Origin of the sequence: Litchfieldia stipae, assembly GCF_014837155.1 — a bacterium.
In the GTDB taxonomy this organism is placed as follows: Bacteria; Bacillota; Bacilli; order Bacillales; family Bacillaceae_L; genus Litchfieldia.
Genome location: NZ_JACYHA010000003.1, coordinates 139,428 through 153,652 on the forward strand (window position 1 = coordinate 139,428; position 14,225 = coordinate 153,652).

14 protein-coding genes are annotated in these 14,225 nt (G+C 35.8%); all 14 read right to left on the minus strand.

Annotated features, from left to right (window positions below):
• The 14 genes from flgC to F7888_RS04895 all read right to left on the minus strand — a co-directional run bounded on the left by flgC (nucleotide 1) and on the right by F7888_RS04895 (nucleotide 14,000).
• Nucleotides 1–447: a flagellar basal body rod protein FlgC gene (flgC, locus tag F7888_RS04830; protein ID WP_191777736.1), complete on the minus strand. Its 447-nt coding sequence runs from the start codon at nucleotides 445–447 to the stop codon at nucleotides 1–3.
• Between the two features lie 2 nt (nucleotides 448–449).
• A complete protein-coding gene (flgB, locus tag F7888_RS04835; RefSeq protein ID WP_191777738.1) occupies nucleotides 450–833 on the minus strand; it encodes a flagellar basal body rod protein FlgB in 384 nt (127 codons plus the stop codon).
• A 231-nt stretch (nucleotides 834–1,064) separates the two neighbouring features.
• Nucleotides 1,065–1,844 (minus strand): GTP-sensing pleiotropic transcriptional regulator CodY, encoded by a 780-nt coding sequence (gene codY / locus F7888_RS04840; protein ID WP_191777740.1) that lies wholly within the window; start codon nucleotides 1,842–1,844, stop codon nucleotides 1,065–1,067.
• Between the two features lie 34 nt (nucleotides 1,845–1,878).
• On the minus strand, nucleotides 1,879–3,279 hold the full coding sequence (gene hslU / locus F7888_RS04845; RefSeq protein WP_191778210.1) for an HslU--HslV peptidase ATPase subunit: 1,401 nt from the start codon (nucleotides 3,277–3,279) through the stop codon (nucleotides 1,879–1,881).
• A gap of 19 nt (nucleotides 3,280–3,298) precedes the next feature.
• The gene (gene hslV, locus F7888_RS04850) at nucleotides 3,299–3,841 is read right to left on the minus strand and encodes an ATP-dependent protease subunit HslV (protein WP_191777741.1); all 543 of its coding nucleotides are present in this window, start codon (nucleotides 3,839–3,841) and stop codon (nucleotides 3,299–3,301) included.
• Between the two features lie 27 nt (nucleotides 3,842–3,868).
• Nucleotides 3,869–4,771 carry a tyrosine recombinase XerC gene (xerC, locus tag F7888_RS04855; protein WP_191777742.1) on the minus strand — a complete coding sequence of 301 codons (903 nt, stop codon included), beginning with the start codon at nucleotides 4,769–4,771 and terminating at the stop codon, nucleotides 3,869–3,871.
• A 61-nt stretch (nucleotides 4,772–4,832) separates the two neighbouring features.
• Nucleotides 4,833–6,140, minus strand: coding sequence for an FADH(2)-oxidizing methylenetetrahydrofolate--tRNA-(uracil(54)-C(5))-methyltransferase TrmFO (gene trmFO / locus F7888_RS04860; RefSeq protein ID WP_191777743.1), 1,308 nt, complete (start codon nucleotides 6,138–6,140; stop codon nucleotides 4,833–4,835).
• Between the two features lie 92 nt (nucleotides 6,141–6,232).
• Nucleotides 6,233–8,308: a type I DNA topoisomerase gene (gene topA, locus F7888_RS04865; RefSeq protein WP_191777744.1), complete on the minus strand. Its 2,076-nt coding sequence runs from the start codon at nucleotides 8,306–8,308 to the stop codon at nucleotides 6,233–6,235.
• Between the two features lie 123 nt (nucleotides 8,309–8,431).
• Entirely contained in the window at nucleotides 8,432–9,310 is an 879-nt protein-coding gene (dprA, locus tag F7888_RS04870) for a DNA-processing protein DprA (RefSeq protein WP_191777745.1), read from the minus strand.
• A gap of 118 nt (nucleotides 9,311–9,428) precedes the next feature.
• Nucleotides 9,429–10,331 (minus strand): succinate--CoA ligase subunit alpha, encoded by a 903-nt coding sequence (sucD, locus tag F7888_RS04875; RefSeq protein ID WP_191777746.1) that lies wholly within the window; start codon nucleotides 10,329–10,331, stop codon nucleotides 9,429–9,431.
• Nucleotides 10,332–10,348: 17 nt separating this feature from the next.
• The gene (sucC, locus tag F7888_RS04880) at nucleotides 10,349–11,509 is read right to left on the minus strand and encodes an ADP-forming succinate--CoA ligase subunit beta (RefSeq protein ID WP_191777747.1); all 1,161 of its coding nucleotides are present in this window, start codon (nucleotides 11,507–11,509) and stop codon (nucleotides 10,349–10,351) included.
• Nucleotides 11,510–11,842: 333 nt separating this feature from the next.
• On the minus strand, nucleotides 11,843–12,127 hold the full coding sequence (locus F7888_RS04885; protein ID WP_191777750.1) for an EscU/YscU/HrcU family type III secretion system export apparatus switch protein: 285 nt from the start codon (nucleotides 12,125–12,127) through the stop codon (nucleotides 11,843–11,845).
• Nucleotides 12,124–13,215, minus strand: coding sequence for a hypothetical protein (locus tag F7888_RS04890; RefSeq protein ID WP_191777752.1), 1,092 nt, complete (start codon nucleotides 13,213–13,215; stop codon nucleotides 12,124–12,126). The genes F7888_RS04885 and F7888_RS04890 overlap by 4 nt, the downstream gene beginning before the upstream one ends.
• Entirely contained in the window at nucleotides 13,212–14,000 is a 789-nt protein-coding gene (locus F7888_RS04895) for a ribonuclease HII (RefSeq protein ID WP_191777754.1), read from the minus strand. Before F7888_RS04895 ends, F7888_RS04890 begins: the two co-directional genes overlap by 4 nt.
• Nucleotides 14,001–14,225: the final 225 nt, after the last annotated feature.

Consider the following 14,225-nt stretch of genomic DNA (forward strand, 5'->3'; position numbering starts at 1 on the left):
CTATTTCCCTATTTCTAATGATTTCATTAATAATCCCTTTGATGCGTTAAACACAGTTACATTCGCTTCATACGACCTTGTTGCACTAATTAGATCAACCATTTCCTTCAGTGGATCTACATTGGGCATTTCTACGAATCCCTCATCATTTGCATCAGGATGTTCTGGATTAAAGACTAATTTAGTAGGAGTGTTATCCTCTACGATTCTAGCTACCTTCACACCATTACCGGCATTTTTATCCATCGCTTTATTTAAAAGGTTAGTAAATTGACCTTCATTCTCTTGGGTAACAACCATTTTGCGTTTGTACGGCTGCCATTCTCCATTAACATACTCACCACGTGTTGTATCAACATTGGCCATATTTGAAGAAATAACATCCATCCTTAATCTTTGTGCTGTTAATGCAGAGGCACTATTATTCAAGCCATGAAAAATCGTCATATTTACTTACCTCCTTTAATAACTGTTTTTAACGTATTGAATTTACTTGAGATGCGGTCTGCTACTGCATTGAAATAGATTTGATTTTCAGCTAAAGCTGCCATTTCTTTATCGATATCAACGTTATTCCCGTTATGATTGTAAAGAGTGTTGTTTCTAGTCTTTATATTTATAGATGCTGCCGAACTTCCTGCAAAATCGACATGCTTTTCATTTGTTTTTAATGCTTGTACTGAATTCTCCAAGTCTGTTCTAAATGTAACATCCTTTGCTTTAAAATTCGGAGTGTCGACATTTGCTATATTATGAGATATTGTTTTTTGTTTTGTTGATGAATATTTTAACGCTTGTTCAAGCGAGTTTATTGTACCAGAAAAAATTTTCAACCTTTATCCCCTCACAAATTGATTACAAGTTTCGAAGTATATGTCGAACTGTGCTAACTTCATCTTATTTTAATGAATAATTTTTGTTCTGTCTATGTCACACCTAGGAAATTTCATCTTTTTTCGACAAAATAGTGCTTTATTCACAACAAGTTATAACATTTACCAATATACTTGCTAAATTCTTCTATATAAAACAAAAAAAAGATGAGCTAAGCTCATCTTTTTTCATTAATTAGATTTTAATTTTTCTAATTCTAATAGGAACTTATCATTTAATACTTTGATATATGTTCCCTTCATTCCTAAAGATCTTGATTCAATAACACCAGCACTTTCAAGTTTTCTCAGGGCATTTACGATAACAGATCTTGTAATTCCAACTCTGTCTGCAATTTTACTTGCTACTAATAATCCTTCATTACCGTTTAATTCTTCGAAGATATGCTCAATAGCTTCTAATTCACTATAAGATAATGAACTGATTGCCATTTGAACAACTGCTTTACTTCTAGCTTCATCTTCAATTTCTTCTGCTTTCTCACGTAAGATTTCCATTCCTACTACTGTTGCACCGTATTCAGCAAGAATTAAATCATCACTTTCGAAATTTTGTTGAAGGCGTGATAAAACAAGTGTTCCAAGACGCTCTCCACCACCAATAATTGGTACAATCGTTGTTAACCCTTGTTGGAATAATTCTTTATTCTCAACTGGAAAAGCGGTATATTCACTATTAATATCAATGTTTGAAGAAGTTTCAGTGATATTAAATAAGCTATTTGTATAATCCTCAGGGAATTGACGATCTTCCAACATTTTCTTCATTCTTTCGTTTTCAATCTGTTGATTAATAGCAAACCCTAACAATTTACCACGACGACTTACAACGAAGATATTCGCATCGATTACATCTCGTAATGTCTCAGACATTTCTTTAAAGTTTACCGGCTTACCTGCTGCTTTTTGTAACAAAGCATTAATTTTTCTTGTTTTTTCTAATAATGACATTCAATTGTTCCTCCTGTCGCTTTGGACAACGTAATTATAATATAAATCTGCTTAAATCTTTATTTTTTGCAATTGTGTTTAATTTTTCTTCAACATACTGAGGAGTAATTCTAATGCTATCCATCGATATGTCTGGCGCCTCGAAAGACAAATCTTCTAATAGTCTTTCCAAAATGGTATGTAATCTCCTTGCACCGATATTATCTGTATCCTGATTAACCTGATATGCAATTTCAGCTAGCTTACGTATAGCATCGTCAGAAAATTCAAGTTGTATACCTTCTGTTTCTAATAATGCAGAATATTGTTTTAATAAAGCATTATCCGGTTCAACTAGAATACTTACAAAATCATCAATGGTTAACTTCGTAAGTTCAACACGTATCGGAAATCTACCTTGTAATTCAGGAATTAAATCAGAAGGCTTAGCCATATGGAAAGCTCCTGCAGCTATAAATAGTACATGATCCGTTTTTACTGAACCATACTTTGTCACAACAGTTGAACCTTCTACGATTGGTAAGATATCACGTTGAACACCTTCTCTAGATACATCAGCAGAGGATGATTGACCATTTTTCCCAGCAATTTTATCAATTTCGTCTATAAAAATGATTCCAGATTGCTCTGCACGTTCGATCGCATCTTGGGTTACTTCATCCATATCAATTAATTTTGCTGCCTCTTCATTTGTTAGGACTTTTCTTGCTTCGCGTACAGTTAGTTTTCTTTTCTTTTTCTTCTTCGGCATAAGATTACTAAATGCATCTTGCATATTCATCCCCATTTGTTCCATACCAGAACCCTGAAGCATATCAAACATCGATGGCTGCTGTTCATCAACCTCAACAGTTACATAATGATCCTCTAATTCACCTAGAGCAAGCTTATGTGCTGTTTGGTTTCGCTTATCCTTTATACTTGCTTCTTCTGCTTGTGGCTCAGGCTCAACTTCTGCCTGATTCCCTCCAAATAACATTTCTAAAGGATTTTTATAGGACGTCTGTTTCTTTTGGGAAGGAACTAACAAATCAACAATACGACGATTTGCATTTTGTTCCGCACGATCTTTCACTTCAATCATCTTATCTTCTTTCACTAAACGGACAGACGTTTCAACTAAGTCTCTTACCATTGATTCAACATCACGACCCACATATCCCACTTCTGTGAACTTTGTTGCTTCAACTTTAATAAATGGTGCTCCAACTAGTTTGGCTAATCTTCTTGCAATTTCTGTTTTACCTACCCCAGTTGGGCCAATCATTAATATATTCTTTGGTACAATCTCATCCCTTAGCTTTTCATTTAATAAATTTCGACGATATCGATTTCTCAAAGCAACTGCGACCGCTTTTTTTGCTTCCTTTTGTCCTACAATATATTGATCAAGCTTCTCTACGATTTGTCTTGGAGTTAGATTTGTTTTCAAAATTTTCTTCCTCCTATCCTAATTAAAGTTCTTCAACAATAATATGCTCATTTGTATAAACACATATCTCACTTGCAGTTTCTAATGCAGCCTTGGCAATTTCCCTTGCAGTCATCTGCTCTCCAGCGTATTTCTTAAGTGCACGACCAGCTGATAGGGCATAATTACCACCAGATCCAATCGCAAGTACACCATCATCTGGTTCAATAACTTCACCTGTTCCGGAAACAAGCAAAATGTTTGATCGATCCATCACAATTAGCATCGCTTCTAGCTTCCTAAGAACTTTATCACTTCTCCATTGCTGTGCGAGTTCAACAGAGGCACGCTGCAAGTTGCCATTAAATTCTTCTAGCTTTCCTTCAAACATTTCAAACAAAGTGAATGCATCCGCTACAGAACCTGCAAAACCTGCTAGAACTTTTCCATTAAATAACTTTCGGACCTTACGTGCAGTGTGCTTCATAACTACAGCATTTCCGAAAGTTACTTGTCCATCCCCTGACATTGCACAGGCATCCTTATGATGGACGGCAAAGATAGTTGTTGCATGAAAATTAGACATATCTAATTACCTCCTTTTATTCCCAGATTAAGCTCTTGGGTGGGAAGACATGTAGATTTTTTTAAGGTGATCCTTTGTCACATGCGTGTAAACTTGAGTTGATGAAAGATGCTCATGACCTAATAATTCTTGTACTGACCTCATATCTGCCCCTTCATTTAATAAATGGGTGGCAAAGGTATGCCTTAGAACATGTGGACTAATATGTACAGTTGAAGAGGTTTCATTAACTAATTTGTTTAATATTAACCTTACTCCTCTTGGTGTTAAATTGCCCCCACGGAAGTTTAAAAATAGAAAATCTGAAGTAGATTTTGATTTGCTAAGTAACTCCAATCTTCCCTTTGTAATATATCGAGTAATTGCCTTATCTGCATACTCACCAAAAGGGACATATCGTTGTTTACTTCCCTTCCCATTTACGAGGATGGTGCCAAGTGAAAAATCAATATCACTTATTTCAATTTGACAACACTCACTAACTCGCATTCCTGTCGCATATAAAATCTCTAAAAGTGCTTGATTCCTTTGACCAATGGATGTAGATAAATCACTTACATTAAATAGCTTCTCTAGCTCTTCTTTATACAAAAAGCTTGGAATCCTCACATCTTTTTTCGGTAAAGATACTAATGTAAAGGGATTTTCACCATTTATTTGTTCTCGTGTCATAAACTTATAAAAACTTCTCAAACTGGAGATTTTTCTCGCTACAGTTCGACGGGAATATTGTTTTTTATATAGCTCCGTTAAAAAAAGTCGTATTTCAGAATATGTGATTTCAGAAAAAGCTGAAAGCTTTTCCTGTTTCATGAAAGTTAAAAAATCTAAAATATCCTGTTCATAGGATTTTATTGTATTCGCTGAATAGTTTCTTTCTATTTGTAAATATTCAATAAACATATCCAATGAACGACTGTCATTTTCCAATATTTTCACCTCACAAGGGCTACTAAATAGTATCACAATTTAATAGCCCTTGCAAATGATTTTATATTATCTTTGTAAAATTCTGAATTGTTTCTAATGCGCGATTAGCATATTGTTCATTACGTTCTTGTTTGTTCTTTATTTTCACATCCAATTCCTTGAACAAACCGAAGTTTGCATTCATTGGCTGGAAGTTTTTTGAATTCGTTGTTGTGATGTATCTAGCCATACTCCCAATTGCAGTTTCATGAGGAAAAACAATTGGATCCTTTCCAAGGATCATTAATGCGGCATTTAATCCAGCAACTAATCCTGAAGCGGCTGATTCAACATAGCCTTCTACACCAGTCATCTGACCTGCAAAGAATAAATCCTTACGTCCTTTGTATTGGTATGTTGGCAATAAAAGATTAGGTGAATTTATAAACGTGTTACGGTGCATAACTCCATATCTTACGATTTCAGCATTTTCAAGTCCTGGGATTAACCTAATTACTTCTTTCTGTGGTCCCCATTTTAAATGTGTCTGAAATCCTACAATGTTATAGAGTGTTCCAGCTCCATCATCTTGTCTTAACTGAACAACCGCATATGGTCTCTTTCCTGTTTTTGGATCCTCTAACCCTACAGGCTTTAATGGTCCAAATAGCATTGTTTTTCGACCTCTAGCAGCCATTACTTCTACTGGCATACAACCTTCGAAGAAGATTTCCTTTTCAAACTCCTTTAAAGGTACCGTTTCAGCAGATACTAATGCATCATAGAATTTATTAAATTCATCCTCTGTCATAGGACAATTTAAATAGGCTGCTTCCCCTTTATCATACCTAGATTTCAAGTAAACCTTGTCCATATCGATACTTTCTTTTTCAATAATAGGAGCTGCAGCATCGTAGAAATACAAATACTCTTCTCCAGTTAATCCTCTTAATTTCTCTGATAATGCCTTTGAGGTTAACGGACCAGTCGCTATGATAGTTGGACCTTCTGGTATTTCTTGAATTTCTTCATTAAACACCGTTACATTTGGATGGTTCTTTACACTCTCAGTTACTTTTGCAGCAAACTCATGGCGATCAACTGCTAGTGCGCCACCTGCTGGAACAGAAGACTCGTCTGCAGCTCTTATAATAACCGAATCTAACATTCTCATTTCTTCCTTTAATACACCAACTGCGTTTGTTAAATTATTTGCACGAAGAGAATTACTACATACTAACTCTGCAAATTTATCTGTATGATGAGCTGGAGTTTGTACAACTGGACGCATTTCATATAGATGTACTTTTACGCCTCTTTTAGCTAATTGCCAAGCTGCCTCACTTCCAGCTAAACCTGCTCCTATGACATTTACTACTTGTTCGTTCATTATTGTTTCCTCCCAAACAGTTGTTTCTATTCATCTTGCCAAATTTTGATGCGTTAACATAAAAGAGGTGAGCATTAGAAGCTCACCACCTGTTATTTCTGAGTTTCTTCTTTATAATCACATTCTACACATTGTACTTGTAAGCCTTTTTTCAACTTCTTTTCTACTAACATATTCTCACATTTTGGACATTTTCTTGCAATAGGCTTATCCCATGAAAGAAAGTCACATCCTGGAAATTGATCACAACCGTAGAATATCCGTTTTTTCTTACTTTTTCGCTCGATAATATTACCTTTCTCACATTTCGGACATTTTACACCTATATCCTTAACAATTGCTTTTGTATTCCGGCAATCAGGGAAATTAGAACATGCCATAAACTTTCCGTAGCGTCCCATTTTAAAGACCATTGGATTCCCACATGATTCACAATCTTCACCAGCAGGTTCATCCTTTATTTCGACTTCTTTCATCTCATTCTCGGCAAATGCTAGTCGTTTTTCAAAGTCTTGGTAGAATTCATCGATAATCTTTACCCACTCAATGTTGCCTTCTTCAATCTCATCTAGGCTATTCTCCATTTTCGCAGTAAATTCAACATCAAGGATCTCAGGGAAAAACTCCAACATGAGATCATGAACAATCATACCCAACTCAGTTGGTATAAATCGTTTATTATCAAGAGTGACATATCCTCTTTTTTGAATCGTATCCAGAGTTGGTGCAAATGTAGATGGGCGACCTATTCCAAGCTCTTCAAGAGTTTTTACAAGTCTTGCCTCTGTATATCTTGGTGGTGGCTGAGTAAAATGCTGTTTCGGTTCTATGTCTTTTGAGATGACCTTATCTCCTTCTTGAAGATCTGGTAGCATCTTATCTTTTTCTTCCTCATTATCATCAGTTCCCTCTACATACACCTTCATAAACCCAGGAAACTTCACTTTAGAACCAGTAGCTCTAAATAATATTCCTTCGTTTATAAGATCAACACTCATTGTGTCCATGACAGCAGAGGCCATATGACTTGCAACAAAACGTTCCCAAATTAATTTATAAAGTCGGAGTTGATCTCTTGAAAGATATTCCTTTAACGTGCTTGGCTCTCTTAATGTAGAAGTAGGGCGGATCGCTTCATGTGCATCTTGCGTGTTTGATCCTTTTTTATCCTTCCGCTTATTTTCAGTGACATATTCTTTTCCATATGTATGTTGGATAAAATCCGCAACTTCATTTTGAGCTGTCTCTGAAATACGGGTTGAATCCGTACGCATGTATGTAATAAGACCAACTGTGCCATCTTTACCTAAGTCAATCCCTTCATACAATTGTTGAGCAAGCATCATTGTTTTCTTTGCTCGGAAGTTCAATTTTCTTGCAGCTTCCTGTTGAAGAGATGAAGTAATAAATGGTGGAGCAGGATTTCGTTTCCTTTCCTTCTTTGTCACTGATTGGACAACAAAGTCTTTGCCTTTAATGCGCTCCATGATTTCTTTAACTTCTTCTTCATTTTTTAATTCTAACTTTTTCTTATCTCTACCATAGAAAAGCGCTGAGAATTGCTCATTCTTCTTTAGAAAATCAGCAGCTATTGTCCAGTATTCTTCTGGTTCAAATCGTTCAATTTCTTGTTCTCTCTCGATGATTAATCGAACGGCAACCGATTGAACTCGGCCTGCACTGAGACCTTTCTTTACCTTCTTCCAAAGTAATGGGCTAATATTATACCCTACCAATCTGTCAAGAATTCTTCTTGCTTGTTGTGAATCAACTAAATCTAGATTTATCGCTCTAGGATGCTTGAATGATTCTTTGATTGCTTCTTTTGTAATTTCGTTAAATACCACTCGACATTCTGAACTAACATCTAGATCAAGACTATGAGCCAAGTGCCAAGCAATTGCTTCCCCTTCACGATCCGGGTCAGCCGCGAGAAAAACTTTCTTCGCTTTTTTTGCAGCTGTCTTCAATTCCTTCAATACAGGCCCTTTTCCTCGAATAGTTATATATTTAGGGTTGAAGTGATTCTCTGCATCAACACCCATTTGACTCTTTGGTAAATCTCGGATATGCCCCATAGATGCTTTTACTTTATATTTTTTACCTAAATAACGTTCTATTGTTTTTGCTTTTGCAGGTGATTCCACTATGACTAAGAAGTCAGACATCAAACATTTCCTCCTTAAGAGGTATTATAAAATCTTCACTATTATTAAATAACCTAGTACGTTTTGTCAAACAGTATTGTTTAAAGTTTGCATTTTATTCATCATTTTCGCAAATAAATCAATCTAAAGATATGAGATTTCGGAGGAGATATCTTCACTTGTCATAACCAATTTAGCTCCTGCTTGAATAAGGTGGTTGCATCCACTACTTGTTGGAAGATTGATTGCACCAGGAACGGCAAATACCTCTCTTCCTTGTTGAAGAGCAAGGTTTGCAGTAATTAAAGAACCACTAATACTCTTTGCTTCAATTACAAGTGTGCCAAGAGATAATCCACTGATTATTCGATTTCTCATAGGAAAATGCCATCTCTTTGGTTCTGTATGTGGTGGATATTCCGAGAGTAATAATTGGTCTTGACTTATTTTATGTGCAAGTAGCTTATTTGATTTTGGATAGATATGTTGAAATCCTCCAGCGATAACGGCAATTGTTTTCCCTTTATGAGCTATAGCTAGTTCATGTGCACGAGTATCAATCCCAATAGCTAGGCCACTCACAATGGTCCAATTGTTTTGAATAAGTGGTACAATTACTTTTTCCATTGATCCATATCCATAATTAGAAGGATTTCTCGTTCCAACAACACTTAATTTTCTCTGTTCATTTAAGATGCTCAAATCTCCACTCAAATAAATCACCCAAGGTGGATCATAAATTTGTTTAAGAGGTTCTGGATAGGTTTCATCAAAAATGGTAAGAATATCAATTTTTTTCGCTTTATAATGATTTAGCATACTTTGGTTTTTGATAGATTGCAAATCATTTATGAATTTTCTTGCATTATTTGTGTTGATTTGAAGTAAATTCTCAACGTCTGAGACAGTGAGGTGATAGATTGAGGAAAGGTTTGGGTCGATTTGAAGAAGCTTTAATATCGATTTCCACCCTATATTACAATGGTGAATTTGGACTAATCGTTCTTTGAAGGTTAAATTCATAGTTCCTCCTTATATCTTTGAGATTGTTAGATTTTGATTATAAATAGGAAATTCTACATGGAAGGGAAGGATGGGGAAAAGGCAGACCCCAAAAAGAAGGTCTGCTAATAAAATTTCTTTAATGTGTTTTACACTTTTCAAATAGGCCTTGCTCTTTTAATACAGAAATTAGTGTTTCACCCATTACTGATGGTGTTTCAGCAACTTGTATACCACACTCATTCATTGTTTTGATTTTTTCTGCGGCAGTTCCCTTACCACCAGAAATAATCGCACCAGCATGCCCCATGCGTTTTCCTGGAGGTGCAGTTTGACCACCGATAAAGCCGACAACAGGCTTAGTCATATTCGCCTTCACCCATTCTGCCGCTTCTTCTTCGGCTGTTCCACCAATTTCTCCAATCATGATTACTGCATAAGTATCCTCATCTTCATTAAACGCTTTTAATACATCTATAAAGTTTGTTCCATTTACTGGATCTCCACCAATTCCAACAGCTGTAGATTGACCAATCCCAGCCTGAGATAATTGATGTACCGCTTCATATGTAAGCGTTCCAGATCGTGATACAACTCCAACATGCCCTTTTTTATGAATATAGCCAGGCATAATTCCAATCTTACATTCTTCGGGTGTAATAACTCCTGGGCAGTTTGGTCCAATTAAACGTGTCTTCTTTCCTTCCATGTAACGCTTAACTTTAACCATATCTAATACTGGAATATGTTCAGTAATACAAATGACTAAGTCTAATTCAGCATCTACACCTTCTAGAATCGCATCAGCTGCGAAAGGAGCAGGAACATAGATGACAGAAGCAGTAGCCCCAGTTTCTTGTACAGCTTCGCTCACAGTATTAAACACTGGTAATCCTTCTACTTCAGTACCGCCTTTACCTGGTGAAGTTCCACCAACAATTTGCGTGCCATATTCAAGCATTTGCTTCGTATGAAATAAAGCCGTTTTTCCAGTAATTCCTTGAACAATTACTTTTGTATCTTTATTTATTAGTACACTCATGTTTTTCCCCTGCCTTTCTATCCTACTAGTGATACGATCTTTTGTGCGCCATCTGCCATTGATTCAGCAGCCGTTATATTCAAACCAGATTCCTGTAGAATCTTTTTCCCTAGGTCTACATTTGTCCCTTCAAGACGAACGACTAATGGAATCTCAAGTCCTACTTGCTTTGTAGCCTCAACAACACCTTCTGCAATGACATCACATTTCATGATTCCACCAAAGATGTTAACAAAAATCCCCTTTACAGCTTGATCTGATAGGATGATTTTGAATGCTTCAGTTACCTTTTCAGCTGTTGCACTACCCCCAACATCAAGGAAGTTAGCTGGATCTCCACCATAATGCTTAATGATATCCATCGTTGCCATCGCAAGACCTGCACCATTAACCATACAACCAATGTTTCCATCTAATGAAATATAGCTTAAATCATATTTAGATGCTTCAATTTCCTTTGCATCTTCTTCATCAAGGTCACGATACTCGAGAATGTCCTTATGACGATATAATGCATTAGAATCAAAGTTAAGCTTCGCATCTAGTGCTAATACTTTTCCATCTCCTGTTACAACCAAAGGATTTATTTCAGCAATTGAGCAATCCTTTTCAACAAATGCAGTATATAAAGCAGTCATAAATTTAACCGCTTGCCCTACTAACTCTTTTGGAATATTAATATTGAAAGCAATTCTTCGTGCTTGGAAGCCTTGAAGTCCAATCACAGGATCAATTACTTCTTTAAAGATTTTTTCAGGTGTTTTCTCAGCGACTTCTTCAATTTCTGTCCCGCCTTCTTCTGAAGCCATTAACACGACACGTGAAGTTGCACGATCTAGTACAAGACCAACATAATATTCTTTTTTAATATCGCAGCCTTCTTCAATTAATAAACGTTTTACTTCTTTGCCTTCTGGCCCAGTTTGGTGGGTAACTAATGTTTTACCTAAAATCTCTTCAGCATATGTACGTACTTCGTCAAGATTTTTTGCAACCTTAACACCACCAGCTTTCCCACGTCCGCCAGCATGGATTTGTGCTTTTACAACATTTACAGTTGAACCTAATTCTTTAGCAGCCTCTACAGCTTCTTCGACTGTGAATGCCACTTTTCCATTAGGAACAGCCACCCCATATTTTCTAAGGACTTCTTTACCTTGATACTCATGGATATTCATTTCCCATCCTCCTATCCTTATGTAGCAAATTCTTTCTTTGGCAAAATATCTAGCGACCGCTCAGTTTTATGAATCATGTTGATTAATAGCTTGATAAGTCGTTTTAATTTCACCTAATTAAGTAAGTCACTTGTTATTATACAAATAATCCTACAAACTTTCTATGAAAATCAGAATTTTACACAAAATTCTGATTTGAAAAATAGACTGCGCTTTCATTTTATACTTATGTACTGTTATTGTCTACCATCTGAGTATAATAAACTATATTTATATCAAATATTTATCTAGAAAAAAATGCAAACCCATGGTTGGTTTGCATTTTTTTAGTGTTTATTTAGATTGTTCTTTAAATTTTTTATCAGTTTGGTAGATAAATGCAAAAACCTCTGCTACAGCTTTATATAATTCTTCAGGAATTTGTTCGTTAATATTCAATTGAACAAGTAATTCTGAGAGGCTATGATTTTCTTCGATTGGTATATGATGTTGTTTTGCCGTCTCGATCATTCGATCAGCAGCTATCCCCTTCCCTTTAGCAAGAATAGTTGGTGCTGCATCTTTGTCTGGTTGATATCTTAAAGCAATAGCTTTCTTACTATGTTGAGCATGTTTCATATTTTCACATCCACACTAGAAAGGTCTGCTGTAAACAAATGATTCGTTGATAATACTGTGTTAATACGATCTTCTTCTTGCACAGGTGTACAGTATCTTATTTGCGAAAGATGATACCCATGACTCTCTAAACCTTGCTTCAACATTGGTTTAAGTTGTGACATAATCTCGTCTATTTCATTAAATTTATTATAAATTGTAAGCGATAGGACTCTCTGCTGAATCTTCATATCAATGACAGTATCACCCAATTGCTCAAGGTTAAGATAAAATAATACTTGGCAAAACTCTGGATCTATTTGACCTTTATTATTCTTTTTTCCACTCCACTGCAGGGTTAGATCTGTATGAAAGTCCCCAATTTTTAGTGGTAATTGTAATAGTACCTGTTGGATATGACCTTGTTCTTGTGTAAATTGCTGCATACCGTATAAGCGATGAACGATCCTTTCCATTTGTTCACTCACTTTAATATCTCCCTTAAATTCTGATAAGGCTGTTTGCAATAGGGTTTTAAGTGTGTTTTCAGAGTCAATTTCATCTACTTGTGACACTAATCCAAAATTCCTCATAATCTCATAGATAAACTGAAACCCTTTTTGATTCTTTGTCATCATGCGTTCAATTGGATTAAATTGAGTTATTTCTTCTAGTTTCATAATAAGCTTAGCAACATTTTCCTCAGTCTTTAATGGATGGTCTGTTAATAGTTGTTGAAGCTTTACTAGCTGAGCACTTAACTGCTCTTTATCAAAGAACGCATAAATCCCTGCTAAATTAGTTCTATTAATAGGATTTTCCCCTCTTATAACTACTTTTATTGTTTCAATTGCACGTGGTATATCGTCAACTTCTTCAATCCAATTTAAAATAATTGGTAATTCGCTATTAGTCAATGGAAGATTTTCTTTTAGTAGTGTAGATATGACCTCACGATTTAGGGTAGTATTCGGAAGGTTAGCTTGTCTTATGATCGATTCAGTTGAAACCTTGTTGGCTATGGTCTGACCTTGTTTTGTGGACTGATTGCCTTCTCCAAGATTTATTGAATTTGATGTGATTACGGGCAAACTATTATGTACCTTCATTCATTTGTTTCCATCCCAACAACTAATTGTTGAACTGGTGAAAAACTTTGACGGTGATGTTCTGTTACACCGTATTGGTTTAATGCATCTAAATGAAGGCTTGTTCCATATCCCATATGCTTTTCAAACCCATACTGTGGATAATCTTGAGCTATCCTTTTCATTAATCGATCCCTTGTTACTTTAGCAATGATGGAGCTTGCTGCAATAGAATAGCTTTTACTATCCCCTTTTATAATCGATGTTTGTGGTAAATCAATTGGTATTTCCATCGCATCAATTAGTAAGTGCTCCGGTGTTTGTGATAACTTCAAAACAGCTTGTTTCATTGCTAATTTACTAGCTTGATAAATATTGATATCATCAATGACTTTCGCTTCAATCATTCCTACCCCTACAGAAATAGCTGATTCCATTATTTGTTCAAATAACTCATCACGCTTTGCCTCTGATAGCTTCTTAGAATCATCAAGACCAAGTAAAATGAAGTTCTTAGGCAAAATGACTGCTGCAGCTACTACTGGACCGGCTAATGGACCGCGACCGACTTCATCAATACCTGCGATTAATTGGATTCCTTGAGAAAACAATGTATCCTCAAATTGAGACATTTCATGAAAACGAGCTTTTGCTCGCTTTTGTGCGACTTGTTCTTTTTTCCATCTAGTAATTAATTGTTGAATACCTTTTCTTGAATCAGCTTTATATTGCTCTATCAAGTATTCATTGTCTTCAGTAATTAATTCTATTTCTTGAGCAATTTGTTTGATCGTTTTATTCGTCATTCTTTGTACTCACCTTCTACCAAATATGTCTATCTATATTATCGGTTATTTATTAATAAAGTAAAGGATAGCAATAGGCTGTTTTCGTATATATTGATACTTTGAATACCGCAGCCTGAATACACTCCGCGTCCTGTGGGAGCCAACGCATCCCACGGGAACCCCCGAGTGTATTCAGGCTGCTAGAAATCTATATTCAATAAATTTATCTTAAAACAACAAACT

Bases quoted from the DNA above. Each gene is read 5' to 3' on its own strand.
- F7888_RS04885 (WP_191777750.1), bottom strand. From the start codon at position 12,127: ATGAAACATGCTCAACATAGTAAGAAAGCTATTGCTTTAAGATATCAA.
- sucD (WP_191777746.1), bottom strand. From the start codon at position 10,331: ATGAGTGTACTAATAAATAAAGATACAAAAGTAATTGTTCAAGGAATT.
- F7888_RS04890 (WP_191777752.1), bottom strand. From the start codon at position 13,215: ATGAAGGTACATAATAGTTTGCCCGTAATCACATCAAATTCAATAAAT.
- F7888_RS04895 (WP_191777754.1), bottom strand. From the start codon at position 14,000: ATGACGAATAAAACGATCAAACAAATTGCTCAAGAAATAGAATTAATT.
- dprA (WP_191777745.1), bottom strand. From the start codon at position 9,310: ATGAATTTAACCTTCAAAGAACGATTAGTCCAAATTCACCATTGTAAT.
- trmFO (WP_191777743.1), bottom strand. From the start codon at position 6,140: ATGAACGAACAAGTAGTAAATGTCATAGGAGCAGGTTTAGCTGGAAGT.
- sucC (WP_191777747.1), bottom strand. From the start codon at position 11,509: ATGAATATCCATGAGTATCAAGGTAAAGAAGTCCTTAGAAAATATGGG.
- flgC (WP_191777736.1), bottom strand. From the start codon at position 447: ATGACGATTTTTCATGGCTTGAATAATAGTGCCTCTGCATTAACAGCA.
- codY (WP_191777740.1), bottom strand. From the start codon at position 1,844: ATGTCATTATTAGAAAAAACAAGAAAAATTAATGCTTTGTTACAAAAA.
- topA (WP_191777744.1), bottom strand. From the start codon at position 8,308: ATGTCTGACTTCTTAGTCATAGTGGAATCACCTGCAAAAGCAAAAACA.
- hslV (WP_191777741.1), bottom strand. From the start codon at position 3,841: ATGTCTAATTTTCATGCAACAACTATCTTTGCCGTCCATCATAAGGAT.